At 59.7% G+C, this 23629-nt stretch carries 18 protein-coding genes, 4 tRNA genes and 1 pseudogene; 14 read left to right on the plus strand and 9 right to left on the minus strand.

Translation table 11 applies throughout. From position 1 onward, the window contains the following. Window positions 1–130: 130 nt before the first annotated feature. From BLU71_RS01995 to BLU71_RS28055, 4 genes and pseudogenes are all read left to right on the plus strand, one after another. On the plus strand, window positions 131–892 hold the full coding sequence (locus BLU71_RS01995; RefSeq protein ID WP_042610735.1) for an SDR family oxidoreductase: 762 nt from the start codon (window positions 131–133) through the stop codon (window positions 890–892). A gap of 187 nt (window positions 893–1079) precedes the next feature. Further along, entirely contained in the window at window positions 1080–2480 is a 1401-nt protein-coding gene (locus tag BLU71_RS02000; RefSeq protein WP_042610672.1) for a PLP-dependent aminotransferase family protein, read from the plus strand. Between the two features lie 1017 nt (window positions 2481–3497). After that, a pseudogene (locus BLU71_RS28050) lies at window positions 3498–3695 on the plus strand (HAMP domain-containing protein); the annotation flags it as partial. Continuing rightward, a complete protein-coding gene (locus tag BLU71_RS28055) occupies window positions 3693–4556 on the plus strand; it encodes a methyl-accepting chemotaxis protein (RefSeq protein WP_376779075.1) in 864 nt (287 codons plus the stop codon). The pseudogene BLU71_RS28050 and the gene BLU71_RS28055, both read left to right, overlap by 3 nt. Window positions 4557–5215: 659 nt before the next feature. On the opposite strand, the gene BLU71_RS02010 is transcribed toward BLU71_RS28055, so the two are convergent. Beyond that, the gene (locus BLU71_RS02010; protein WP_039764159.1) at window positions 5216–5974 is read right to left on the minus strand and encodes a hypothetical protein; all 759 of its coding nucleotides are present in this window, start codon (window positions 5972–5974) and stop codon (window positions 5216–5218) included. 384 nt (window positions 5975–6358) lie between these two features. Here BLU71_RS02010 and BLU71_RS02015 point away from each other — a divergent pair. The 4 genes from BLU71_RS02015 (at window position 6359) to BLU71_RS02030 (ending at window position 6771) form a co-directional block, all read left to right on the plus strand. Beyond that, window positions 6359–6434: transfer RNA gene (locus BLU71_RS02015), tRNA-Glu, on the plus strand. A 2-nt stretch (window positions 6435–6436) separates the two neighbouring features. After that, window positions 6437–6512, plus strand: a tRNA-Gly gene (locus BLU71_RS02020). A 104-nt stretch (window positions 6513–6616) separates the two neighbouring features. Next, window positions 6617–6692 (plus strand) — tRNA-Glu (locus BLU71_RS02025). Between the two features lie 3 nt (window positions 6693–6695). Further along, window positions 6696–6771: transfer RNA gene (locus BLU71_RS02030), tRNA-Gly, on the plus strand. A gap of 128 nt (window positions 6772–6899) precedes the next feature. Here the strand turns inward: BLU71_RS02030 and aceE are convergent. Next, window positions 6900–9569, minus strand: a complete 2670-nt coding sequence (gene aceE, locus BLU71_RS02035; RefSeq protein WP_083352196.1) for a pyruvate dehydrogenase (acetyl-transferring), homodimeric type — start codon at window positions 9567–9569, stop codon at window positions 6900–6902. Between the two features lie 171 nt (window positions 9570–9740). Between aceE and BLU71_RS02040 the strand changes: the two genes are divergently transcribed. Next, window positions 9741–10193 carry a MarR family winged helix-turn-helix transcriptional regulator gene (locus BLU71_RS02040; RefSeq protein ID WP_064361440.1) on the plus strand — a complete coding sequence of 151 codons (453 nt, stop codon included), beginning with the start codon at window positions 9741–9743 and terminating at the stop codon, window positions 10191–10193. Between the two features lie 9 nt (window positions 10194–10202). Here the strand turns inward: BLU71_RS02040 and BLU71_RS02045 are convergent, their stop codons facing one another. The 5 genes from BLU71_RS02045 to BLU71_RS02065 all read right to left on the minus strand — a co-directional run bounded on the left by BLU71_RS02045 (window position 10203) and on the right by BLU71_RS02065 (window position 15582). Next, a complete protein-coding gene (locus BLU71_RS02045; protein WP_156889208.1) occupies window positions 10203–11303 on the minus strand; it encodes a transketolase-like TK C-terminal-containing protein in 1101 nt (366 codons plus the stop codon). Window positions 11304–11526: 223 nt separating this feature from the next. Continuing rightward, window positions 11527–13266 (minus strand): dipeptidase, encoded by a 1740-nt coding sequence (locus BLU71_RS02050; protein WP_083352197.1) that lies wholly within the window; start codon window positions 13264–13266, stop codon window positions 11527–11529. Between the two features lie 188 nt (window positions 13267–13454). Then, the gene (locus BLU71_RS02055; RefSeq protein WP_042610677.1) at window positions 13455–14093 is read right to left on the minus strand and encodes a LysE family translocator; all 639 of its coding nucleotides are present in this window, start codon (window positions 14091–14093) and stop codon (window positions 13455–13457) included. Window position 14094: 1 nt separating this feature from the next. Next, window positions 14095–14865: a 2OG-Fe(II) oxygenase gene (locus tag BLU71_RS02060; protein ID WP_042610678.1), complete on the minus strand. Its 771-nt coding sequence runs from the start codon at window positions 14863–14865 to the stop codon at window positions 14095–14097. A gap of 90 nt (window positions 14866–14955) precedes the next feature. Further along, window positions 14956–15582 (minus strand): hypothetical protein, encoded by a 627-nt coding sequence (locus BLU71_RS02065; RefSeq protein WP_083352198.1) that lies wholly within the window; start codon window positions 15580–15582, stop codon window positions 14956–14958. 89 nt (window positions 15583–15671) lie between these two features. Between BLU71_RS02065 and BLU71_RS02070 the strand changes: the two genes are divergently transcribed. Next, window positions 15672–16670, plus strand: a complete 999-nt coding sequence (locus BLU71_RS02070; RefSeq protein WP_064361444.1) for a LysR family transcriptional regulator — start codon at window positions 15672–15674, stop codon at window positions 16668–16670. Between the two features lie 590 nt (window positions 16671–17260). Here BLU71_RS02070 and BLU71_RS02075 read toward each other — a convergent pair. Together BLU71_RS02075 and BLU71_RS02080 are read right to left on the minus strand one after the other, a co-directional pair. Further along, entirely contained in the window at window positions 17261–17668 is a 408-nt protein-coding gene (locus BLU71_RS02075) for a PA2817 family protein (protein ID WP_007967565.1), read from the minus strand. A 73-nt stretch (window positions 17669–17741) separates the two neighbouring features. Then, entirely contained in the window at window positions 17742–20189 is a 2448-nt protein-coding gene (locus BLU71_RS02080; RefSeq protein WP_083352199.1) for an acyl-CoA dehydrogenase, read from the minus strand. A 247-nt stretch (window positions 20190–20436) separates the two neighbouring features. Here BLU71_RS02080 and BLU71_RS02085 point away from each other — a divergent pair, with 247 nt between their 5' ends. The 4 genes from BLU71_RS02085 to BLU71_RS02100 all read left to right on the plus strand — a co-directional run bounded on the left by BLU71_RS02085 (window position 20437) and on the right by BLU71_RS02100 (window position 23605). Next, the gene (locus BLU71_RS02085; protein ID WP_064361446.1) at window positions 20437–21096 is read left to right on the plus strand and encodes a transglutaminase-like domain-containing protein; all 660 of its coding nucleotides are present in this window, start codon (window positions 20437–20439) and stop codon (window positions 21094–21096) included. Window positions 21097–21139: 43 nt separating this feature from the next. Next, a complete protein-coding gene (locus BLU71_RS02090; protein WP_083352200.1) occupies window positions 21140–21763 on the plus strand; it encodes a glutathione S-transferase family protein in 624 nt (207 codons plus the stop codon). A 133-nt stretch (window positions 21764–21896) separates the two neighbouring features. After that, a complete protein-coding gene (locus BLU71_RS02095; RefSeq protein WP_042610685.1) occupies window positions 21897–22829 on the plus strand; it encodes an ABC transporter ATP-binding protein in 933 nt (310 codons plus the stop codon). Continuing rightward, entirely contained in the window at window positions 22826–23605 is a 780-nt protein-coding gene (locus tag BLU71_RS02100; protein WP_039760202.1) for an ABC transporter permease, read from the plus strand. The genes BLU71_RS02095 and BLU71_RS02100 overlap by 4 nt, the downstream gene beginning before the upstream one ends. Window positions 23606–23629: the final 24 nt, after the last annotated feature.

Genomic DNA, 23629 nt, shown 5'->3' on the forward strand with positions numbered 1-23629 from the left:
GCAGGTGGGGTTTTATCACTGCAACGCATGGACCCATAAACGGCTTCTGGATAGTGCTGACGCACCGCCACCGCAGCTGGCTATGCTGCAACGCCAACATCCCGGCTTCTTTGCCTTCGAGGACATATCCATGAGCATGACGTTTTCCGGTCAGGTGGTTGTAATCACGGGTGCGGCCCACGGCATCGGCCGGGCGACCGCTCTGGCGTTTGCCGCGCAGGGCCTGAAAGTCGTGGTGGCTGACCTGGATGCGGCCGGTGGTGAAGGCACGGTGGCGCTGATTCGTACAGCCGGTGGCGAAGCGGCCTTCGTGCGCTGCGACGTAACGCTGGAAAGTGATGTAAAAAATCTGATGGACGAGGTGATCAATACCTACGGTCGGCTCGACTACGCCTTCAACAACGCCGGGATCGAAATCGAGAAAGGCAAACTTGCCGACGGTTCGCTCGACGAATTCGACGCGATCATGGGCGTCAACGTCAAAGGCGTCTGGCTGTGCATGAAGTATCAGTTGCCGTTGCTGCTGGCTCAGGGCGGTGGGGCGATCGTCAACACGGCATCGGTGGCCGGGCTGGGCGCGGCACCGAAAATGAGTATCTACGCGGCGTCGAAACATGCAGTGATCGGCCTGACCAAATCGGCGGCAATCGAATATGCGAAGAAGAAAATCCGCGTCAACGCGGTGTGCCCGGCGGTGATCGATACGGACATGTTCCGGCGTGCTTACGAAGCCGATCCGAAGAAGGGCGAATTCGCCAACGCCATGCACCCGGTCGGGCGCATCGGCAAGGTCGAGGAAATCGCCAGTGCGGTGCTGTACCTGTGCAGCGATGGCGCGGCGTTCACTACCGGGCACTCACTGGCGGTGGACGGTGGCGTGACGGCGTTCTGAATGTGTCCGCTTCTAAAGAGCCCGCCTTCGTGCGGGTTTTTTTGTCCCGCGTTCTGTGGGCGTGAATCCGTTAAACAATGTGTATCAAATAGTTAGAACTGCTGCATTTGGCGGCGTTGTCGCACAGCCTCGGCGGCGCGGCTGTGATTTACTGCTGCCAGCAAAACTGACAGGAGTTTGCGAGCTCATGGAACTGAGAATTGACCGACAGGCAATGGTGCCGGTCGTGCAGCAGATTGTGGACGGACTGACGGACTGGATCGTGCAAAGCGGCATCCCGCCGGCCACCCGGTTGCCCTCCGTGCGGCAAATCGCCCGGGGCAATCTGCTCAGCCAGTCGTGCGTCGTCGAAGCCTGCGAGCGCCTGGTTTCGCAGGGTATCCTGACCACGCGTCAGGGGGCCGGATTTATCGTCGCGGCGTCGGCGACCGTGAGCGGTGCAGAGCCGGAACTGGGCGTGTTCGAGGGGCGCCATGCCTGGTGTGATGAGATGAGCGCCACGACCAGTCGCCTTAAGCTGGGGCAGGGCAGCCTGCCGCCGAGCTGGCGTGAGCCCGACGACCTCAGCTACGCGTTACGCGAGGTAGCGCGGACCGACATGGCCAGTCTGTTCAATTACAGCTCGCCGCTGGGCCTGCCAGCGTTGCGCGAGCAGATCGTCAAGCGTCTCAAAGCAATGAATATCGAAGCCTGTGGCAGCCGGTTGATGAGCACCAGCGGCGCCAGTCATGCGCTGGATCTGATCGTGCGCACCTTGTTCAAGGCCGGCGACTGTGTGGTGGTGGAAACGCCTGGTCATGCACCGTTGTTTGACCTGTTGCGCATGCACGGCGTACGCATGCTCGAAGTCCGACGTACGCCGAACGGGCCGGACATCGAAATGCTTGAATCGGTGCTGCGTCAGTTTCGTCCCGTCGCTTTGTTCATCGGCAGTCACCACCACAATCCCACCGGCAGTTGCCTGACGCCCGCTGTCGCCCAGCGCATCGTGCAACTGAGCAAGACCTACGATCTGCGCGTGATCGAGGACGATGTCTATGCCGATCTGCACACGGGCAACGGCACCCGCCTCGCGGCGCTGGACCATGAGGGGCGGGTCATCTATGTGGGCAGTTTCTCCAAGACCCTGAGCAGTTCGTTGCGGGTGGGTTTTGTGCTGGCTGAGCGCGAACTTGTCATGCGCCTGGCCGAGGTCAAGATGATCAGCGGCCTGGGTTGTTCAAGGCTGGCCGAGGCAGTGCTGGCCCGCCTGATGGCGACGGGCGCGTATCGCAAACTGGTGCAGCGTCAGCGCCAGCGCTTGAATGCTGATCGCGCGGCGGCCCTGCAGGCCCTGGAAGATGCCGACTGGGAAGTGTTCGGCAAGCCGGTTGGCGGGCTGTTCATCTGGGCGCGGGCGCGGTTGAAGGATCAGGCGTTGGTGCGCAGGCAGGCGCAGCGTTGCGGGCTGGAGTTATCGGCAGCGGACGCCTTCAGTCCCAGCGGCGAGGCCGGAGACTGGCAGCGCATCAATGTCGCCTGTGCCTGCGACCCGCGTGCCCGGCAGTTTTTCCGCAATACCTGCGCGGATCGACCTCCAGCATTCTGAAAACGACGCGGGCGTAGCTTTTTGCCATTATTCCGACGCCCGAGACTTGTGCTGGTTCGAGCCCGTTGCGAATCTTCGGCAACAGACTTTGGCAGGGGACTACGCGCAATGATTTCGGCCGTGCAAGGACGTTTTGCCAACCTCGGTATGGCGAAAAAACTGGGTATCGGATTTGTGCTGGTCTTGCTGCTGACTGCATTGGTCGCGGCGATCGGGGTCTGGTCCCTGCAAGCCATCAGTCTGCGTTTCGACGGCTTGAAGCAGATGTCTGCGCTCAACAGCGGCCTGCTCAAGGTGCGTCTGCTCGAGCAGGAGTACGCCCTGCGTGGCAATCCGAAAACCGCCGATGCCCTGCGCGAAGGTGTCGATGGGCTGATCGTCCTTGCCGGTGAGCTCAAGGCGCATACGCCGGCCAATGTGCCGGTGATGAGCGATGTCGAGCAAGCGCTGGGCGCGTATCGCAAGGCGTTCGATGAATTCGTTTCGCTGAGCCAGGCCAAGGACCTCGCGCTGGAAATGGCCAGTTGGTCGGTGTCCAGCGTGGCCAATAATCTCGACGTGTTGCAGGCCGGGCTCGCCGATGATGCCGCCTACACGCTGAAAGACACCGAGGGCAAGGACGGCGCCCAGTTCATCGAACAGGCCAGCCAGGTCAGTCAGGTCTCGCGGCTGATGTTGCAGGCAATGAACGAAGCGCGCGTGCGCCTGGATCAGAGTCGCAAGGGCGATCCCGACAATACGGGTCAAGCCAATATTGAACAGGCGGCGCAAGCACAAAAGCAGGCCGAGGCGCTGAAAACCACGGTCAAGGACGAGGGCTATCTGACCGTGCTCAATGAGGTGTCGGGGCACATCGCCGGGTTCAACGAAAAACTCGCTGAATACACTGGCCTGCTGGCGCAGGAAAAAACTGTCTACGACCAACTGCATCAGCGTGCCGCGCAGGTGATGGATCGAGTGAATCAGGCCTATGTCGCCGAAGACGCTTCGATGCAGGCCGAGCTGAAGAAGAACTCGATGCTGATCATCGGCTCCTCGGCGCTGGCCTTGTTGGTCGGATTGCTCGCCGCTTGGGTGATCACGCGGCTGATCGTGGCGCCGCTGCGCAGTGTGATTCGCGTGGCTCAGCAGATTGCTGCGGGTGATCTGACGGCGAAGGTCGAGGTGACGCGCCGCGATGAAATGGGTCAGCTGATGCTGGCGATGCAGCAGATGGCTGCAGGCCTTGGCACGATTGTCAGTGGCTTGCAGGCCGGGATCGAACGCCTGGCCGGTTCCGCGCAATCGCTGTCAGCGGTGACGGAGCAAACCAACCTGGAGGTCAACAGCCAGAAAGAAGAAACCGAGCAGGTGGCCACGGCCATGAATCAGATGACCGCCACTGTGCATGACGTCGCGCGCAATGCCGAAGAAGCGGCGCTGGCAGCGCAGACAGCGGATGACAAGGTCGAGAGCGGCCAGCAGGTTGTGCGCCAGAGCATGGCGCGGATCGAGCAGTTGGCCGATTCGGCGACTTCCGCCAGTTCGAGTATCGAGAGCCTCAGCGCCGAGATTCAGAATATCGGCACGGTGCTGGAGGTGATCAAGAGCGTGGCCGAGCAGACCAATCTGTTGGCGCTGAACGCGGCCATCGAAGCGGCGCGGGCCGGTGAGCAGGGCAGGGGGTTTGCGGTGGTGGCCGATGAGGTGCGCGCACTGGCACGGCGCACGCAGCAATCGACCGAGGAGATCGAGCGTCTGGTCAGTGCCTTGCGTGCGGCGGCGCAGTCGTCGGTGCAGCAGATTCGCAGCAGTGGCGAGCTGGTGAAGCTGGCGGTCAGTGATGCGTTGCAGACCGAGAGTGCGCTGGGGAGTATTGCGGCGGCGGTGTCGTTGATTCAGCAGATGAATCAGCAGATTGCGGCGGCGGCGGAGGAGCAGAGTTCGGTGGCGGAGGAAATCAATCGCAGTGTCACGCAGATTCGCGCGAGCGCGGATCACTCTTCGCTGGCGATGCGCGGGAATGCGGCTTCGAGTGTTGAGCTGGCGCAGTTGGGGGGGGAGTTGCGCTCGATGGTTGGGCATTTTCGGCTTTGAGCCTTGGCGGCCTCTGGGCCGACCAGGCTCTTGGGGTTTTGGGTGAATATCCGTTGCTTCGGGGGTTGCTGATTACGGTTTCGCCCTTACGGCGAGTCCCTTTTTCAAACGCCAAAAAGGAACCAAAAGGCTGTGCCCTGACGTTCGGCCCGCTCGCTTGGGCTCGGGGTTCCTTCGCTACGGGATCGATCCGGGCGCAGCGTCTCCGGTTTGCTTCGCTGCACCTCCTCCCGCTGTGTACGACTGCGTCGTACGGTCGCTGCGCTCCCACGCCCGGATCAATCCCTCCACTCAGCCTGCCGACGGGCTCCCAGATCAAGATCAAAAGCTACTCGAGCTTGCGCTCATCGTGTGTAGGGGTTGCCGAAGGCTGCGATCTTTTGCTGTTGCTGTTGCTGTTGCTGTTGCTGTTGCTGTTGCTGTTGCTGTTGCTGTTGTGGGAGCGAGCCTGCTCGCGAAGGCGGCCTGACAGCCAACCTGTTCTTGAGTGTTACGCGATCCGCCTGTAGGAGCTGCCGAAGGCTGCGATCTTTTGCTTTTGACTTTGCTTTTCTGTGGGAGCGGGCCTGCTCGCGATGGCGATCTTCAAATCACACCCTCTTTAACCCCCCCACAAAAAAGCCACCGATTACGGTGGCTTCTTTCCCGGCATTCCCGCCTCAGTCGTAAATCACTTTCTTCTTCCAGTCCGCATCCGCTTCGACATCCTTCAAACCAGCGGTCAATTGGTTTTCTTCACCTTCAACCGGGGCAATCTTGTCCATGACCTGGGCATTGGCGCGCGCGAGGAGTTTTTCCAGGTATTGCAGTTGCTCGGCGTACATCTGCGGATCCTGTTGTTTGCGCAGATATTGCACGCCACGTTCGAAGGCGAGGCGGGCCTGGCCGGGTTGGTTTTGTTGCAGGGACTGTTGGCCGAGGTTGTTGAAGAATTCGATGTGCAGCAGAACAAGGATGTGGCGCACTTCGCGAATCCATTGTTTGGCTTCGTTCGGTGGCAGGAAGCCGTCGTGGGCGGCGCGGGTGATCTGGCCGTGCAGGGCTTCGAGGAGGAAGCGTACGTCTTTGGCCTTGGCTTCGGTCAGGATCGGCGCCGGCGGGTTGTTGACCGGGATCGATTCGCCCTGGGCCACCAGGGCACTGAGTTCGGTGATCCGGGCCTTGGTGGTCGCGCTGGTTTTTTCCAGATTGAGCAGGCGCTGGCAGACGTTGAGTTCCAGGCGGGTCAGCAGCAGCTTGAGCGCCGGGGTCATGAATTGGCCGGGGAAGGTTTCGGTCAGTTCACCGCAGCGGCGCAGGCGGTCGTTGAGTTCGACTTTGGTGCGGGCCTTCTCCAGTTTATTGTTTTCCACCACATGGTTCATGTAGCCAATGGCGATCAGAATTGCGATCCCGGCTACGACTAGCAGGGTGATCATGAGTGGTGTCACCGGTAAGACCTCTTTATAGGGTTCGCATGCGAGTGTAGTGGCTGGGCATTTAGGCGCCTAGCGCCGCTCGACGGGTTTGATCGGCTGCTGCAATCTGTGTCGGCCGCCGGCTGTATAGATGAATGCTGGCGCTTGATGTGCAGATTGCCATCACTGTGCGGTGGACTATAACGTCTTGGCGAGTGGCGGAATATAGGCGTCAGGTTTCGGATGACGGAAAAGCCCTGCGCAGCCCTTAATCCAGGTCGAAGTCATTGATTTAAATAAATTTATATCAGGGGGTTGACGACCTCTCAATCCATCCATAGAATGCGCGCCACTTGCAGCGTAAAGCACACAGCGAAACGCGGCAGGGAGTGAATGTTGTAGTGTGTCCCCTTCGTCTAGTGGCCTAGGACACCGCCCTTTCACGGCGGTAACAGGGGTTCGAGTCCCCTAGGGGACGCCAATGCGGGAATAGCTCAGTTGGTAGAGCACGACCTTGCCAAGGTCGGGGTCGCGAGTTCGAGTCTCGTTTCCCGCTCCAATTTTAAACAGCAGTGCTTTCGGGCGGTGCTGAGTGAAAGCAGAACCAAGTCTTCGGACGCGGATCTGGACACCGAAACACACACCATGTGTTCCGGGTAGCGTGTCCCCTTCGTCTAGTGGCCTAGGACACCGCCCTTTCACGGCGGTAACAGGGGTTCGAGTCCCCTAGGGGACGCCATTTGCGGGAATAGCTCAGTTGGTAGAGCACGACCTTGCCAAGGTCGGGGTCGCGAGTTCGAGTCTCGTTTCCCGCTCCAATTTCACAAAAACGCCGATCAGTGATGATCGGCGTTTTTGTTTGTGCGCGTTTTGTAGCGGCAAAAAAAAAGGACCCTGCCCTGGAACCAGTGCAGGATGCCTTTCCAGTTTCAATGGAATCACCCAATCATACAGCTGCAGGATTCTGCTTCTCGGGGTCAATCCCATAAAGAACAATCGCCTCGGCGACTTTTTCTCGTGTGATCGCGCCGTCGTCAGCCAGCGCTTTCAGGGCCGCCAAGGCAATGAAATGGCGATCCACTTCGAAAAACCGACGCAACGATTCGCGGGTGTCCGATTGGCCGAAACCGTCAGTGCCCAGGGCGACGAAGCGGCGATTGGGCACGAACGGGCGGATCTGATCGGCGAATATTTTCATATAGTCGGTCGCGATCACCACCGGACCCTGTGCATCCTGCAGGCAGCTTTCAACATGGCTGATGCGAGGCGTCTGTTGTGGATGAAGCAGGTTCCAGCGTTCGGCATCCTGGCCCTCCCGACGCAGTTCGGTCAGGCTGGTGACGCTCCATACGTCACTGCTGACGGCGAAATCCCGCTCCAACAATTGGGCAGCGGCGACGACTTCCTGCAGGATCGAACCGCAACCCATCAGTTGCACATGCTTGCCTTCGGCGGGGTGCGCACTGGCGCTGAGCCGGTACATGCCTCTGAGGATGTCTTGCTCGACACCCTCGGGCATCGGCGGATGGGCGTAGTTCTCGTTGAGCAGCGTGATGTAGTAAAAGATATCCTCGTTTTCGACGTACATCCGCCGCATCCCGTCCTGGATGATCACCGCCAATTCATAGGCGTAAGTGGGGTCGTAGGACACGCAGCAGGGGATGGTGGAAGACAGGACATGGCTATGGCCGTCGTCGTGCTGCAGGCCTTCGCCCATCAGCGTGGTCCGGCCGGACGTGGCGCCGAGCAGGAAGCCCCGGGCACGGGCGTCACCTGCCGCCCAAGCGAGGTCACCCACGCGCTGGAAGCCGAACATCGAGTAGAAAATATAGAAGGGCACCGTCATTACGGCGTGGGTGCTGTAGGAAGTGCTCGCGGCGATCCAGGAAGAAATTCCGCCGGATTCGTTCAGGCCTTCCTGCATGATCTGGCCATCTCTGGCCTCCTTGTAATAACTCAGTTGGCCGGCGTCCTGAGGCGTATAGAGCTGGCCGACGTGGGAGTGGATGCCAATCTGGCGGAACAGGCTTTCCATACCGAAGGTGCGTGATTCATCGGGCACGATCGGCACGATCAGTTTGCCAATATTCGGGTCCTTGAGCAGCGTGCCGAGGATGCGCACGAACGCCATGGTCGTGGAGATCGCCCGCTCGCCAGTCCCTTTGAGCTGTGTATCCAGCGCCGACAAAGGCGGGACCTGCAATGGTGCCACGGCACTGAAACGGGCCGGGATGTAACCGCCCAACTGGCTGCGCCTGGCTTGCAGGTACAGGCTTTCGACGCTGTCCGCAGCCGGTTTGAGGTAAGGCATGTCGCCGAGCTGATCATCACTGAGTTCCAGTCCGAACCGATCACGGAACGCCTTGACCGCGTCGTCGCCCATCTTCTTGAGCTGGTGGTTGATATTCTGGCCTTCACCGGCTTCGCCCATGCCGAAACCCTTCACCGTCTTGGCGAGGATCACGGTCGGTCCGCCGATGTGGCGCATGGCGGCGGCGTAGGCGTTGTGGACTTTCTCCGGATCGTGGCCACCACGGGACAGTTTCCAGATGTCGTCGTCGCTCAGGTCACTGACCAGCTCCAGCAGCTCAGGGTATTTGCCGAAGAAATGCTCCCGCACATAGGCGCCGTTCTGCGACTTGTAGTTCTGATAGTCGCCGTCGACGCACTCCATCATCCGCTGGCGCAGCAGGCCGGTCCTGTCCTTCTCCAACAGGGCATCCCAGCCGCTGCCCCAGATTACCTTGAGTACATTCCAGCCAGCCGCCCGGTAGAGGCTTTCAAACTCCTGAATCACCTTGCTGTTGCCGCGAACCGGTCCGTCCAGGCGCTGCAGATTGCAGTTGACGACAAAGATGAGGTTGTCGAGCTTTTCCCGGCCCGCGAGAGAAATCGCCGCCAGGGATTCCGGCTGGTCCATTTCACCGTCGCCGAGAAATGCCCAGACTTTTCGCCCCTGATGTTCTTTCAGCCCGCGGTCCTCCAGGTAACGCATGAACCGGGCCTGATACGCGGCGGTAATTGGCCCGAGCCCCATGGACACCGTCGGGAATTGCCAGAACTCCGGCATCAGCCGCGGATGCGGATAGGATGAGATACCGTCACGATCGGTTTCGCGGCGGAAGTTGTCCAGTTGCTCTTCACTCAGGCGTCCTTCCAGATACGCCCGTGCATAGATGCCAGGTGAGGAGTGGCCCTGGATGTACACCATGTCGCCGGCGAACTGCTCGGTGCGGCCACGGAAAAAATGCTCGAAGCCGACGTCGTACAAAACCGCCGCCGATGCGTAGGACGCAATGTGTCCGCCCACGTTCGAATGTTTGCCAGCGCGCAGCACCATGGCCAGCGCGTTCCAGCGGATATAGGCATTGATCCGGCGCTCCACGGCCAGGTCGCCGGGGTAGGGTTGCTGGCGTTCGACCGGGATCGTATTGACGTAGGGCGTCGTCACGCGCCCGTAGAAGTCACCGTGACGGTTGGCGTCGAAATCCAGCATCTGATCGATCAGATAGTGGGCGCGAGGGCGTCCTTCGACACTCGCCACCGACTCAATCGATTCGAGCCATTCGCGAGTCTCTTGTGGATCCTCGTCGAGAAAAGCGGGTTGTTGTGCCATCGTTGTCGTCTCCTGAACATTGCAGCAGCACCGAGTCGTTTGGTGCCTGACCAAGGGGCGTGGGTCAGCGCCAGCCTTCGAGTATGTAGTTGCAGTTGCAACTACGTGAAAGAACTTAGCCTGCCGTGCGCTACAATTGCAACTAAATCGATTTCATGAAAAAGGTGATGCATGTCTTCCAACGAGCCGGATACCTGGTTCAGATTCGTCAGGGCACACCGCTGCCTCATCCGCGAGATCGAGCGTCGGCTGGCGGCCGCCGGGCTTCCGGCCTATGCCTGGTACGACGCGTTATGGGGGCTGGAAAGCGGCCCCGATGGCAGCCGGCGAATGAACGAACTGGCAGATGTGATGGCCATCGAGCGCTACAACCTGACGCGTCTGGTGGACCGCCTGGAAGCCGAAGGTCTGGTCATCCGCAGCCGCGCCAGCGATGACGGTCGCGGCGCGTATGCCAGCATCACCGAGCAGGGCAAGGCATTACGCAAGAAAATGTGGGCCATCTACGAAGGCGCAGTGGACGAACTGTTCTTGTCGCAATTTGACGACGCCGAGCAACGGCTTTTCAGCGATGCCCTCGAGCGCGCGGCCAGCGCGGCGCGCAGCAGTGGGCGGGGGAAGTGAGGGAGCTTTTCATTGGAGCAGGTACCGATCCATGGCCTGCTGGATGAACGCTCGGCTGATGACGCCTTCCTCAGCCAGAACCTGCAGGGCCAGCACCACGATCCAGCGCTCATCCACCCGGCCCATGGCGGACCCGATCGAGTCGGCACCGAGGGCCACGAACCGTGACTTCACATGTGCACCGATCTGCTCGGCGACATGCCGGCCATACCCGGTCACGGCCACCACCGGCCAATCCTCGTTGTCCAGGCAATCGAACAAATGCGCTGACCTGCGCGGCATCTCTGGATGCAGGCGATTCCAGCGGTGCGCATTGTCCGCATCGCGGGCAAGGCGGGTATAGCTGGGGCAGCTCCACAGTTCGCTGGCCACGCCCCAGTCCTCGCGTAGCAGCTGCGCCGCCGTCGTCACCGACTGCAACGCCAGCCCCGCCCCGAGCAAGCGCACTTTAGGGCGCGCTGAATCGATATCGATGCTGCTGAGCCGGTACATGCCCTTGAAAGCCTCGCTGGCGCTGAGTCGGTTGGTTGGAGCGATGAAGTCACTGGGCTCATCGTGAAGTGCCATGTAATAAAAACCGTCGTTGCCTTCCACATACAGACTTTGCAAAGCCGCCAGGGTAATGGCCTGCGCTTCGGCGCCGCTGGCGGGGTCAAAGGGCAGGCAGTGCGTGTTGGCGACCAGCCAGAGTGGCACCCAGGGATGAGCCCCCTTGGGCCAGCGTGAAGGCAAGGTTTCGATGTCATTGCACAGAATGCCGCGATGGGCCGATTCATTGGAAAGTGCACACAACTCGGCCGATGTTGCCGAAGTGGTCAGGTACAGCAGCGGTCTCTCACTGGAGCGGGCTGTGGCGTTCAAACGCAGGGGCCAGGCGCTGATCCGGGTGTGGGCATTTGCGGTTTGGCTCTGTTTGCTGGAGCGGATGACCCAGATATGCCTGGCTGTTCCCGGATCCCTCTCGAGGCGATTGGCGATATCGACCATGGTGAGCAGCGGCGAGGAAGAGTCCGCAGTCTGCTGCGGTGGAACTGTGCGGATCTTATCGATGCAGGCCTGAGCGGCCAGGCTGGTTTCTGGCGTCTTAGTGAAGCTGGAAAAGCCCATCATTCCACGATCTCCGTACGTTCCGTCGTGCCTGCACCTTACTCAAGGCTTGCATGTGATTGCAAGTGCAACGAAGTTGGGTGACGGTTGCAGGCGATCGAAGTGCGACCTGCTCAGGGGGCTGACAGTCTCGACGCGCGCGTTTTTTGGGGGCAAAAAAAAGGACCCGATGCGGGTCCTTCCTTATGTTTAACCCGGTCACAAGCGACCGGGTTAAAACAGCGCATCAGAGCTTCGGCAACTGCCCGACACGCCCCATCATTTCCGTGACGATCTGCAGATCCAGCAGGAACTGGTCGACGGTCTTGAATTCGCCATCGGTGTGGCCGGTGTATTTGGCTTCCGGTCGCGCCAGGCCGAATTGCACGCCGTTCGGCAATTCGTGAACCGAAGTCGCGCCAGCGGAAGTACCGAATTCCGACTTCATGCCGAGGTTTTCGCTGGCCACCGCGAGCAGCGCCTTGACCCACTCACCTTCGGGATTGCGGTACATCGGTTCTGCCACTGAGTAGTCGAACGCCACGGCAACGTGAGTCTTCTTGCTCCAGGCGTCCAGTTTCTCGGCGATCTCGGCCTTGAGCTTTTCCGGGGATTTACCCTTCGGCACCCGCAGGTTCACCGCCAGTTTGAAGGCTTTGTCGTCCTCGCCGACATAGGTCAGCGAGGTGGTCAGTGGTCCCATGAACGAATCGGAGAAGCCCACGCCAAGTTTTTTACCCAAGTAATCCAGGCCCCAGTTGTCGTCGGCATAACGCGCCGCGTCGGTGAACTGGTTGTGCTTGAGCGCGACTTTGCCGTCCAGGCTGTTGATGAAGCTCAACATCCGCGCGACCGGGTTGACGCCGGACTCTGGTTCCGAGGAGTGCGCAGAAACCCCGGTGACGGTCAGTTTCACGTCTTTACCATCAACCTTCGCAGCGACCTGGAAGTCGCCACCGTTGGCTTTGGCATAGGCGTCGCCGGATTTTTGCAGACTGGCGGCGAGCTCGGCAGGCTTGTCGGTTACCAGGGTGACCACCGAAGCCGATGGAATCTGGTTGGTCGCCTTGCCGCCGGTCATCGAAACGATTTCCGCGCCGTTGCCTTCGCCTTTGCGCTTGGCGAAGTTGGCCATCACCGTGCCGTAGCCTTTCTCGGCAATCACCACCGGATAGCCGCCGTCCAGCGCCATGTTGTAGTTCGGCGTCGGGTTGCGCTCGAAGTAGTACGGGATGGCGTCGCCGCTGGTTTCCTCGGTGGTGTCGACCAGCAATTTGAAATTGCGTGCCAGCGGCAGCTTCTCGTCCTTGATCACTTTCATGGCGTACAGCGCGACGACAATGGCGTTTTTGTCATCCTCGGTACCGCGACCGTACATGCGATCACCAATCAGCGTGACTTTGAACGGGTCGAGCTTGGTGCCGTCTTTCAGCACCCAGTTTTCCGGGGTCACTGGCACCACATCAGCGTGCGCGTGAATACCGACGACTTCGTCGCCTTTGCCGTCCAGAGATATTTCGTAGACACGGTTATCGATGTTGCGGAATTTCAAACCAAAGGATTCGGAGAGCTTTTGAATCTCGCCGGCAATTTTGATGAATTCCGGGTTGTCGTGCTGCGCCACGCCGTCCTTGCGGAAGGTTGGAATCTCGACGAGTTGACGCAGGGTTTCCAGCGCCGCCTTGCCGTATTTCACTCGAGTGTAGATACCCAGCAGACGGTGGATTTCATTCTGCTGTTCGGCGTTCAGGGTCTTGTTGTCGAGGAAGGCGCTGATGGACGGGTTGAGGTTATCCGTCTTGGCCAGGTCGCTTTTCGCCAGGCTGCCAAGGAAGCTGCGGAAATCCGTCAAGCTCTTGCCGTCGAAGGATTTCAGGATCGCTGCGCTTTGCTCGGCAGTGATGTTGGCTTGTGCGGCGCTGGTAAACGTGGCGAGGCTGGCCATGACCAGAGTGGCGGCGGCCAGTTTTTTCAGGGAAAAGACCATGGAACAGGCATTCCTTTGCAAAGGATTGGGAAAGTATTTCTGACGCTTGTGACAGAAACATTTTGTAAACCTAACACTGCGAGCGCTGGGAAAGGGAGTCGCAAACTTGATCTGTCGCACAGAAATGCAAAAGAGACGCACAAATGAAAAAGTCCCGGCGAGTGATGGCCGGGACTTTTTGGGGTGGATTACATCGACAGCATCAGGCGTCCGGCGAACAGAATCAGAATGACGCCCATGCTGCGCTCGAACCAGTGGCCGAGGCGCATGAACAGCAGGCGCACTTTGTTGCTGGAGAAAAACAGCGCGACGATGACGAACCACAGCGCGTTGACGAAGCACATCCACAATCCATAGAACGCCTGGATCTGCAGCGGTGTGCTGGCGCTGATGATCGTGGTGAAGATCGCCAGGAAGAACAGCGTGGCCTTGGGGTTGGTCGCATTGGTCAGAAAACCGGTGCTGAAGGCTTTGAACAGCGACTGTTCGACCAGCGGCTCGTCAGCGTTTTTTTCGCCTTCGACGCTGCTTTTCGGTTTGCTGCGGATCAGGCTGACGCCCAGATAAAGGATGTAGGCACCGCCGACAACCTTGGCGACGGTGAGCAGCCAAGGCGTGGTGTGCATCAAGGCGCCGACGCCGAGCAAGGTATACAGCACATGCACGGAAATCCCCGCGCCGATGCCCAGCGCGGTGCAGATGCCGACGAGGCGTCCGAAGCGCACGCTCTGGCGGATGGTCACGGCGAAGTCCGGGCCGGGTGCAACGACGGCGAGGAAGTGGATAGTCGCCAATGCGAGAAATTCGCCCAGGTAATTGGAAAGCATGTCAGCTCCAGAAAGTCAGAGGGGAAGCATTGCCGCGATAGCCGACAAAGAACGACAGGCTCAAACGCGGATCCGCTACGCCCGGGGTCACCGAGTGCATGCGGCGCGAGTTGAACATGATGAAATCGCCGGGCTGCGGGCGCACTTCGAGCGCTGGAGGCCCCAGCAGCGACGGCTCGATGCCATAACTGTCGCCACGCATTTCATCGAATTGGTCCGGGGTGATGTCGTCGTCCCACATCTGCAAAGCGCCACCCTCGGTGGGCATGTTCAGGTAGACGTTGCAGGCGAATTGCGCTTCCAGGCTGCGTGCCTGAAAACTGTCCGGGGCGTCCTTGGCGAAGATGTCGTGGTGGGCGAGAAAGCACACGCCGGGTTTGACCACCCGCGACAAGCCGACATACATCTTGCGCCCGTAGAGGTTTTCCAGATGCGCGCCGGCGGGCCAGGATTCGTCGAGCATGCAGCGCAGGGTGTCGATCGGCGAAGAGTAGGGCGCACAGCGCTGGCGCAGTTCGTCGATGTTGCGGGTGGCGCGTTCGAAGTAGTCCTCGATCAGCAGCGGCTGGTTTTCCGCCTCATAAAAGGCCATGCCAATGCGGCCGATGCTCGGTGCGTTGATGTAGCCCTCAAAGCCCGGGGCGAGGATCTTGTCGCCAATCTCGACTGCCAGCGGCTCGGGCAGAAAGCGTTTGACGCGGATGGCGAGGACTTCTTCGTTGGCCAGTTTTTTTATGCACGTCTCATCGAGACGCTCGACGTCTAGCATCATTTGTTTTAGGTCCATCTATCGATAGTCAACGGAACCGGCGATTGCGGTTCCCCGGCGGCGGACGCTGCGCGACGGCAACGTCCGAAATGCTCAATCCACGCTGTAGTGGACGGACAGCGTGCCTTTCTTCTGCGAAAGCGACGCGATCGTGACTGTGCCCAGATCCTTCAGGCTGCGTACGTGGGTGCCACCGCAGCCATAGGCTGGCAGTTCACCAAAACTGATTTCCCGCGCGCCTTCGCGCAGTGAGGTCAGGCGCGGCAGATCGTGTTCGATCCACTGCTCGATGCCGGTTTGCAGCGTTGGCGCGTCGACCTCTTCAGCGCCATCACCCGGCTTGAATTGCACCCGACCTTCGTCCGGCCAGTGATGCGCCTTGATCGGTATCCAGCCCATGGCCTGAATGAAATGTCCGATCAAGTGCCCGGCCGAGTGCATGCGCGTATTGAAGCGGCGGCGCTGTTCATCGACCCGGATAACAGTCATGCCCAGCGGCACCGGTCGGTCGACGAAATGCACAATGCGCTCCGGCTCTTGCACCACCCGCGAGACCTGGCTTTCACCGATCCAGCCGGTATCGCAAGGCTGCCCGCCGCCCTGCGGGTGGAACAGAGTAGCGCGCAGCACTACGGCGAATTCGTGCTCGTGGGGTGTGCAGTCGAGGACTTCGACATTCGCCTTGAGGTCATCACTGTGAAAAAACAGGCGAAGCGTCATATTCCATGCCCTGATCGAAGTTCTGTTTTTATTATATGAATCGTGCAATAACGTGATAATCCATTCGAACATCAAAGGACTTGTGCGTTGTGAGCATCAATCTTCCGCTGCCGCTGCTGGGTGAAATGGCGATTTTCGTCAAGGTTGTCGAGACCGGCAGCTTCTCTGAAGCGGCCCGGCAGATGGGTTCCTCACCCTCGGCGGTCAGTCGCAGTATTTCCCGACTGGAGAAGGCGTTAGCCACGCGCTTGCTGCAACGCACCACCCGCAAACTGCGTTTGAGCGATGGCGGGGAAGAGGTGTTCAAGCGTTGCCAGGAAATGGTCAGTGCGGCCAGATCGGTGATGGAGATCAGCGGCCAGTTCACCCACGAAGCGGAAGGTCTGGTCCGGGTCAGCGTGCCGAAGGCGGTAGGGCGCTTTGTGATTCATCCACACATGCCGGATTTTCTGCGCCGCTATCCCAAGGTCGATGTGGAGTTGCTGTTGGAGGATCGTCAGGTGGATCTGATCGATGATCATGTCGATCTGGCGATTCGTATCACTGATCGTCCGCCGGCCGGGCTGGTCGGTCGGCAGTTGCTGACTATCGATCATTTGCTCTGCGCCACGCCGCAATACCTGGCCGAACACGGCACGCCGACGCATCCTCACGACTTGCTCAATCACAGTTGTATTTATCTGGGTGAAACCCCGAGCGATGCGCGCTGGAAATTCAAGAAGGGCAGCAAGGCTGTCACGGTCGGTGTGCGGGGGCGCTATGCCGCCAATCACACTGGCGTGCGGTTGGGGGCGGTATTGCAGCACATCGGGATTGGCAGTCTGCCGTATTTCACCGCGCGTTATGCGTTGGAGCAGAAGTTGATTGTGCAGGTGTTGCCGGACTGGACGTTTCTGGCCTCTTACCATGGCGGGTTGTGGTTGCTGCATTCGCCGACGCGTTATTTGCCGCCGAAGTTGCGGGTGTTTATTGATTATCTGGTGGAGTGTCTGCAGAAGGAGCCGACGTTGGGCAGGCCCGGGAAGTCGGCGGGCGGGAGCAATGCGGCTGTGGCGTATGAGTTGCCGGAGAGTGAGGGGTTGCTTTGAAGTTTTGGGTGTATATCCGTTGCTTCGGGTGTTGCTGATGGCGGTTTCGCCCTTACGGCGAGTCACTTTTTCAGACGCCAAAAAGTAACCAAAACGCTAGCTCCTGCGTTCGGCCCTCGCAGGCTCGGGTTCCTTCGTTGCGGGATCGATCCCTCCACTCAGCCTTCCGACGTCGCCCGTGGATCAAGATCAAAAGCACTCGCGCTAACGCTCATTGTTGAGTGGTGAAAAGCGTGTGGTCTGCTTTGGATCTGTGTTGGATTCGCCCCTCACCCCAGCCCTCTCCCGAGGGAGAGGGAGCCGATTTGCGGGTTTTTCAGAATCTGCATTCGACTCGGTATCTCACGTCAGCGTATTTCGCCTAAACACCTCGGTCAGTCCCCTCTCCCTCCGGGAGAGGGCTAGGGTGAGGGGCTTTTGATCTTGTGCGTATTTGCATTCAACTCGGTATCTCACGTCAGCGTATTTCGCCTAGACACCTCGGTCAGTCCCCTCTCCCTCCGGGAGGGGGCTAGGGTGAGGGTGTTTTTGATCTTAAAAAAAGGCCCGCATGGAATCTCCAATGCGGGCCTTTGATTACCTGTCGAGAATCAGTGCTTGCTGTCCTGTGCGGACATGGCCAGCAGTTGTTTTTCCTGGTTCCAGTCGAACGGTTCGTCGTTCTGTTCGGCTTCGTAGCGGCGTTCTTCGAGGGCCTGGTACAGGTCGATTTCTTCGTCGGAGAGGTAATGCAGGCAGTCGCCGGCGAAGAACCACAGCAGGTCGCGCGGGATCAGGTGGGCGATTTGCGGGTAGCGGGTGATGACTTGGGTGAGGATGTCCTGACCCAGGTACTGGCTTTCGATAGGATCGATCGGCAGGGAGGCCAGCAGTTCGTCGAAGCGCTCGAGGAACAGGGCATGGCTTTCTTCGGGCACTTGTTCGGCCTCACCTACGGCGACCAGGATACTGCGCAGGTGGTCGAGCAACACGAGATGATCGGCAACGACGTTGGACACGAGATAAGTCCTCAAGAGCAAAAAGGGCGCGGGAGTATAAAGCCCTCGCGCCGTTTTTTCACAAAAACCGGGATCAGCGAACTTTGCCCTCTGCCTGGGTCAGTTCGTCTTTGTCGAAATCATCGACGTCGATCACCTTGCGGCGGGCCGCTTCGGCGTCGCGCAGGCTTTGCGCTTCGACAGCTTGCAGCACGCCGGCCTCCAGGGCGGCATCAATGGCATGTTCGCCTGCTGCCGGTTTGACCTGGCCGCTTTTCAGCGCGATGTGCAGCTTTTTGTGCAGAGGTTGCGCAGCGTTGAGCAGGTCGCTCGCGTGTTGCAGTGCGCCCACGGCATCGTCCGCCGATTGCGGGCGGTAGCAGCCGGCGAGCAGTTCTTCCAGGGCCGGATCGCCTTTGGCGCGACCGATGACCGCAGCGACTTCGGCGCCGAGTTTGTCCGACGGGCCTTTGTGTCGGCGGCCGAACGGGAACACGATAACCCGCAGCAGGCAGCCGAAGACCTTGTTCGGGAAGTTGCTCAACAGTTCATCCAGCGCGCGCTCCGACTGGCCGAGGCTTTCTTCCATGGCCCAGCGGAACAGCGGCTCCATGTAGGCCGGCGAATCCAGGTCGTGATAACGCTTGAGCGAGGCGGAGGCCAGATACAGGTTGCTCAACACATCACCGAGCCGCGCCGACAGGCGTTCGCGACGTTTCAGTTCGCCACCCAGAAGCATCATGCTGAAGTCGGCAAGCATGGCGAATGCGGCAGCCTGACGGTTGAGCGCGCGGAAGTAGCCTTGGCTGATCCTGTCGCCCGGTGCATGTTCGAAGTGACCGAGCCCGAGGTTCAGCACCAATGTACTGGCGGCATTACTGACGGCGAAGCCGATGTGCTTGAGCAGCAGGCCATCGAACTCCTTGAGTGCCTGTTCCTTGTCCGCACGACCAGCCAGGGCCATTTCCTTGAGTACGAACGGATGGCAGCGGATTGCGCCCTGACCGAAGATCATCAGGTTGCGTGACAGGATGTTTGCGCCTTCGACGGTGATGAAGATCGGCGCGCCGTTCCAGCTGCGGCCGAGGTAGTTGTTCGGCCCCATGATGATTGCTTTGCCGCCGTGCACATCCATGGCGTGGCTGATGCATTCGCGGCCGCGTTCGGTGAGGTGATATTTGAGGATCGCCGACAGCACCGATGGTTTTTCACCCAGGTCCACCGCGTTGGCGGTGAGCATGCGGGCGGCGTCCATCATCCAGGCGTTACCGCCGATGCGCGCCATGGCTTCCTGGATGCCTTCGAAAGCGGACAGCGGTACATTGAATTGCTCGCGAATCTGCGCGTACTGGCCGGTGACCAGACTGGTGAACTTGGCCGCACCGGTACCGACGGCTGGCAGCGAGATCGAACGCCCGACTGACAGGCAGTTCATCAGCATCATCCAGCCTTTGCCGAGCATTTCCTGACCACCGATGAGGTAGTCCAGCGGAATGAACACGTCCTTGCCGGAGTTCGGGCCGTTCATGAACGCGGCGCCCAGCGGCAGGTGACGACGACCGATTTCCACACCTGCGGTATCGGTCGGGATCAGCGCCAGGCTGATGCCGAGGTCTTCTTCTTCACCGAGCAGGTGATCCGGGTCATAAGCCTTGAATGCCAGGCCAAGCAGGGTTGCTACCGGGCCGAGGGTGATGTAGCGCTTTTCCCAGTTCAGGCGCAGGCCGATGACTTCCTGTCCTTCCCACTGGCCTTTGCAGATGATCCCGGTGTCGGGCATCGCGCCGGCATCGGAACCGGCCAGCGGACCGGTCAATGCGAAGCACGGAATATCGTCGCCACGGGCTAGGCTCGGCAGGTAGTGATTACGTTGTTCATCGGTGCCGTAATGCAGCAGCAGTTCGGCCGGGCCGAGGGAGTTCGGGACCATCACGGTAGAGGCGAGGTCGCCGCTGCGGGTGGCCAGTTTCATCGCCACTTGTGAGTGCGCGTAGGCGGAGAAGCCTTTGCCGCCGTATTCCTTGGGAATGATCAGGGCGAAAAAGCCGTGTTCCTTGATGTGCGTCCAGGCCTCGGGCGGCAGATCCATCGACTGGCCGATCTGCCAGTCGCTGACCATCGCGCAGAGTTCCTCGGTCGGGCCATCGATGAAGGCCTGTTCTTCTTCGCTCAGTTGCACTTTGGGATAGGCCAGCAGTTTGTCCCAGTCCGGACGGCCGCTGAACAGCTCGCCGTCCCACCATACGGTGCCGGCGTCGATTGCGTCGCGTTCGGTCTGCGACATCGGCGGCAGGGTTTTCTGGAACCAGTTGAACAGTGGCGCGGTGAAGTGCTTGCGGCGCAGGTCAGGCAACAGCAATGGCGCGGCGACCACTGCCAGCAAGACCCAGAAGATGAACAGCAGCCAGCCCGGCGCGTGACTGAAAATCCCCATCGCCAGCAAATAGACGGCGACGATGCCCAACGCGGGCAGCGGGGCGATGCGTCGATGGGCGAGATACGCCACGCCGACGATCAAAACCAGTATCCACAACAACAGCATATTCAGTCCTCCGTGAACCAAGGCAAATCGACCCTCCAGAGCTTAGACGGCATCTGTAAATCCGGGTGGTCAGAGCATGGTGATTGAAATCGTGGGAAACCCCGGATGGTTTTCGTAGGTTCGGTGGGCAACACGTGTGGGAAATCGTTCGTTGCTGCGCAGCTTTGCTTTCAGGTTTGGCCGAAACGTCGTTATCTCTGTGCTCAGGCTGTCGCTAGACTCGTGGCTTACCCAGGAGATTGCCGCCATGCACGAGTATCTGAGCCCCGGCCGCTTCATCGATAGTGACCACCCGGCAGTGGTGGAGTTCGCCGAGCAGCATCGCGGTGCCAGCAATGATCCGCGTGAGCAGGCGATCAGTCTTTATTACGCCGTGCGCGAGGCGGTGCGCTACAACCCTTACACCTTCAGCCGTGATCCGCAAACCTTGCGCGGCAGTTACGCACTGGCAGCGGGGCAGAGTTACTGCGTGCCGAAAGCCACGCTGCTCGCCGGTTGCGCGCGGCATTGCGGGATCCCGGCGCGCATCGGTCTGGCCGATGTACGCAATCACCTGTCGACGCCGCGGCTGCTTGAGTTGCTCAAAAGCGATGTGTTTGCCATGCATGGCTACACCGAGCTGTTTCTCGCCGGCCGCTGGGTCAAGGCGACGCCGGCGTTCAACCAGCAACTGTGCGAGCTGTTCAACGTCGCAGCGCTGGAGTTCGACGGGATCAACGACAGCGTTTTCCACCCGTTCAACCGGGACGGCGCGCAGTTGATGGAGTATCTGCTCGATCACGGTCAGTTCACCGACGTGCCGGAAACCTTCTTCTTCGAGCACCTGCAAAAGTGCTATCCGCATCTGTTCAGCGAGCAACTGCCCGTGCTGCTGGGTGATATGCAGACTGATTTGAGCCGCACCTGATCCGGCGTATGCTGGCCGTCCACTCATGTGCAAAGAGGCGGTCATGCTGAAGATCTGGGGACGGAAAAATTCATCGAACGTCAGGAAGCCCTTGTGGGCTGCCGAGGAGCTGGGCCTGGCTTACGAGGCCATCGATGCCGGTGGCGCGTTCGGTGTGGTCGACACGCCCGAGTACCGCGCGATGAACCCCAATGGCCGGGTGCCGGTGATCGAAGATGATGGTTTCGTGCTGTGGGAATCCAACGCCATCGTTCGCTATCTGCTGGCCAAACATGCACCGGGCAGCGCCTGGTATCCGGCCGATGCGCAAGCCCGCGCCACGGCGGACAAGTGGATGGACTGGGCCACTTCGAGCTTCGCCGGGCCGTTTCGCACGGTGTTCTGGGGTGTGCTGCGCACGCCCTCCGAGAAGCAGGACTGGAAGGCGATCAACGCCGCGATCAAGGAATGCGATGAATTGCTGAACATGGCCGACCATGCCCTGATCAGCCAGCCTTATCTCTCCGGCAATGACATTGGCATGGGTGACATCCCGCTGGGCAGCTTCATTTATGCCTGGTTCGAAATGCCCATCGAGCGCGCTCCGCAGCCCCACCTGCAAGCCTGGTATGAACGTTTGAAGCAGCGTGCGGCCTATCAGAAAGCGGTCATGACCGCGTTGACTTGATAATTACTATCGACACACTTGACTGTACTTGTGCGGCGGCGGCAAGCACCATTGCGAACTTGCGCCGCGGTTGTTTCCCTCGCCGCCCGCCCTTATTTATTCCTTTCCTTCCTTCTTGGTGCGTAAATCCGATATGAGTTCCGCTCTGTCCATCCGGCAGCTAACCAAAACCTACGGCAACGGGTTCCAGGCCTTGAGTGGTATCGATCTGGACGTCGCCGAAGGTGACTTTTTCGCCTTGCTCGGCCCCAACGGCGCCGGCAAATCCACCACCATTGGCATCCTCTCGACCCTGGTCAACAAGACCAGCGGTACGGTGAATATCTTCGGCCACGATCTGGACAAGAACCCGGCGGCGCTCAAGCGCTCGATCGGTGTGGTGCCGCAGGAATTCAATTTCAACCAGTTCGAGAAGACCTTCGACATCGTCGTGACCCAAGCCGGTTACTACGGCATTCCGGCGAAAGTCGCCAAGGAACGCGCCGAGCAGTACCTGACCCAGCTCGGCCTGTGGGACAAGCGCGATGTGCCGTCGCGTTCGCTGTCCGGCGGCATGAAACGTCGTCTGATGATCGCCCGTGCACTGGTGCACGAACCGCGTCTGCTGATCCTCGATGAGCCGACTGCTGGCGTTGATATCGAGCTGCGCCGTTCGATGTGGACCTTCCTCACCGAGCTGAACCAGAAAGGCATCACCATCATCCTGACCACGCATTATCTGGAAGAGGCCGAGCAGTTGTGCCGCAACATCGGCATCATCGACCACGGCACCATCGTCGAAAACACCAGCATGAAACAATTGCTGGGCCAGTTGCACGTGGAAACCTTTTTGCTGGATCTGAAAAACGACCTGCATGCGGCGCCGCAATTGCTCGGCTACCCCGCCCGGTTGCTTGACAGTCATACCCTGGAAGTCCAGGTCGACAAATCCATGGGCATTACGGCGCTGTTCACCCAGTTGGCGCAGCAGAACATCGAAGTGCTGAGCCTGCGCAACAAAACCAATCGCCTCGAGGAGTTGTTCGTGTCCCTGGTGGAGAAAAATCTGTCGAAGGTGGCGGTATGAGTTCCGAGTTCGGTCCCAACCTGGTCGCCCTGCAAACCATCGTCTACCGCGAGGTCAAACGCTTCATGCGGATCTGGCCGCAGACGCTGCTGCCGCCGGCGATCACCATGGTTCTGTACTTCGTGATCTTCGGCAACCTGATCGGCCGGCAGATCGGCGACATGGGTGGCTTCACCTACATGGAGTACATCGTGCCGGGCCTGATCATGATGTCGGTGATCACCAACTCTTACGGCAACGTGGTATCGAGCTTCTTCGGCAGCAAGTTCCAGCGTTCGATCGAAGAGCTGATGGTCTCACCGGTGTCCCCGCACACGATCCTCATCGGCTTCACCATTGGTGGTGTATTGCGCGGTCTGGCGGTGGGTCTGATCGTGACGATTCTGTCGCTGTTCTTCACCGATTTGCAGGTCCATCACCTCGGCGTGACCATTCTGGTGGTGGTGCTGACCGCGACGATCTTCTCGTTGCTGGGCTTCATCAACGCGGTGTTTGCGCGCAACTTCGATGATATTTCGATCATCCCCACTTTTGTGCTGACTCCGCTGACTTACCTGGGCGGGGTGTTCTACTCGATCACCTTGCTGCCGCCGTTCTGGCAGACCGTGTCGCTGGCCAACCCGGTGCTGCACATGGTCAACGCCTTCCGCTACGGCATCCTTGGTGTCTCGGATATTCGCATCGGCATCGCCATTACGTTCATGCTGGTAGCGACCGTGGTGCTGTATCTCGGCTGTGCGCGGTTGCTGGTGAGCGGGCGCGGCATGCGTACCTGATCCAGGACCGCGTCGCCTTCTTCG

The sequence above is a fragment of the Pseudomonas moraviensis genome (genome assembly GCF_900105805.1).
GTDB lineage: Bacteria > Pseudomonadota > Gammaproteobacteria > Pseudomonadales > Pseudomonadaceae > Aquipseudomonas > Aquipseudomonas moraviensis_A.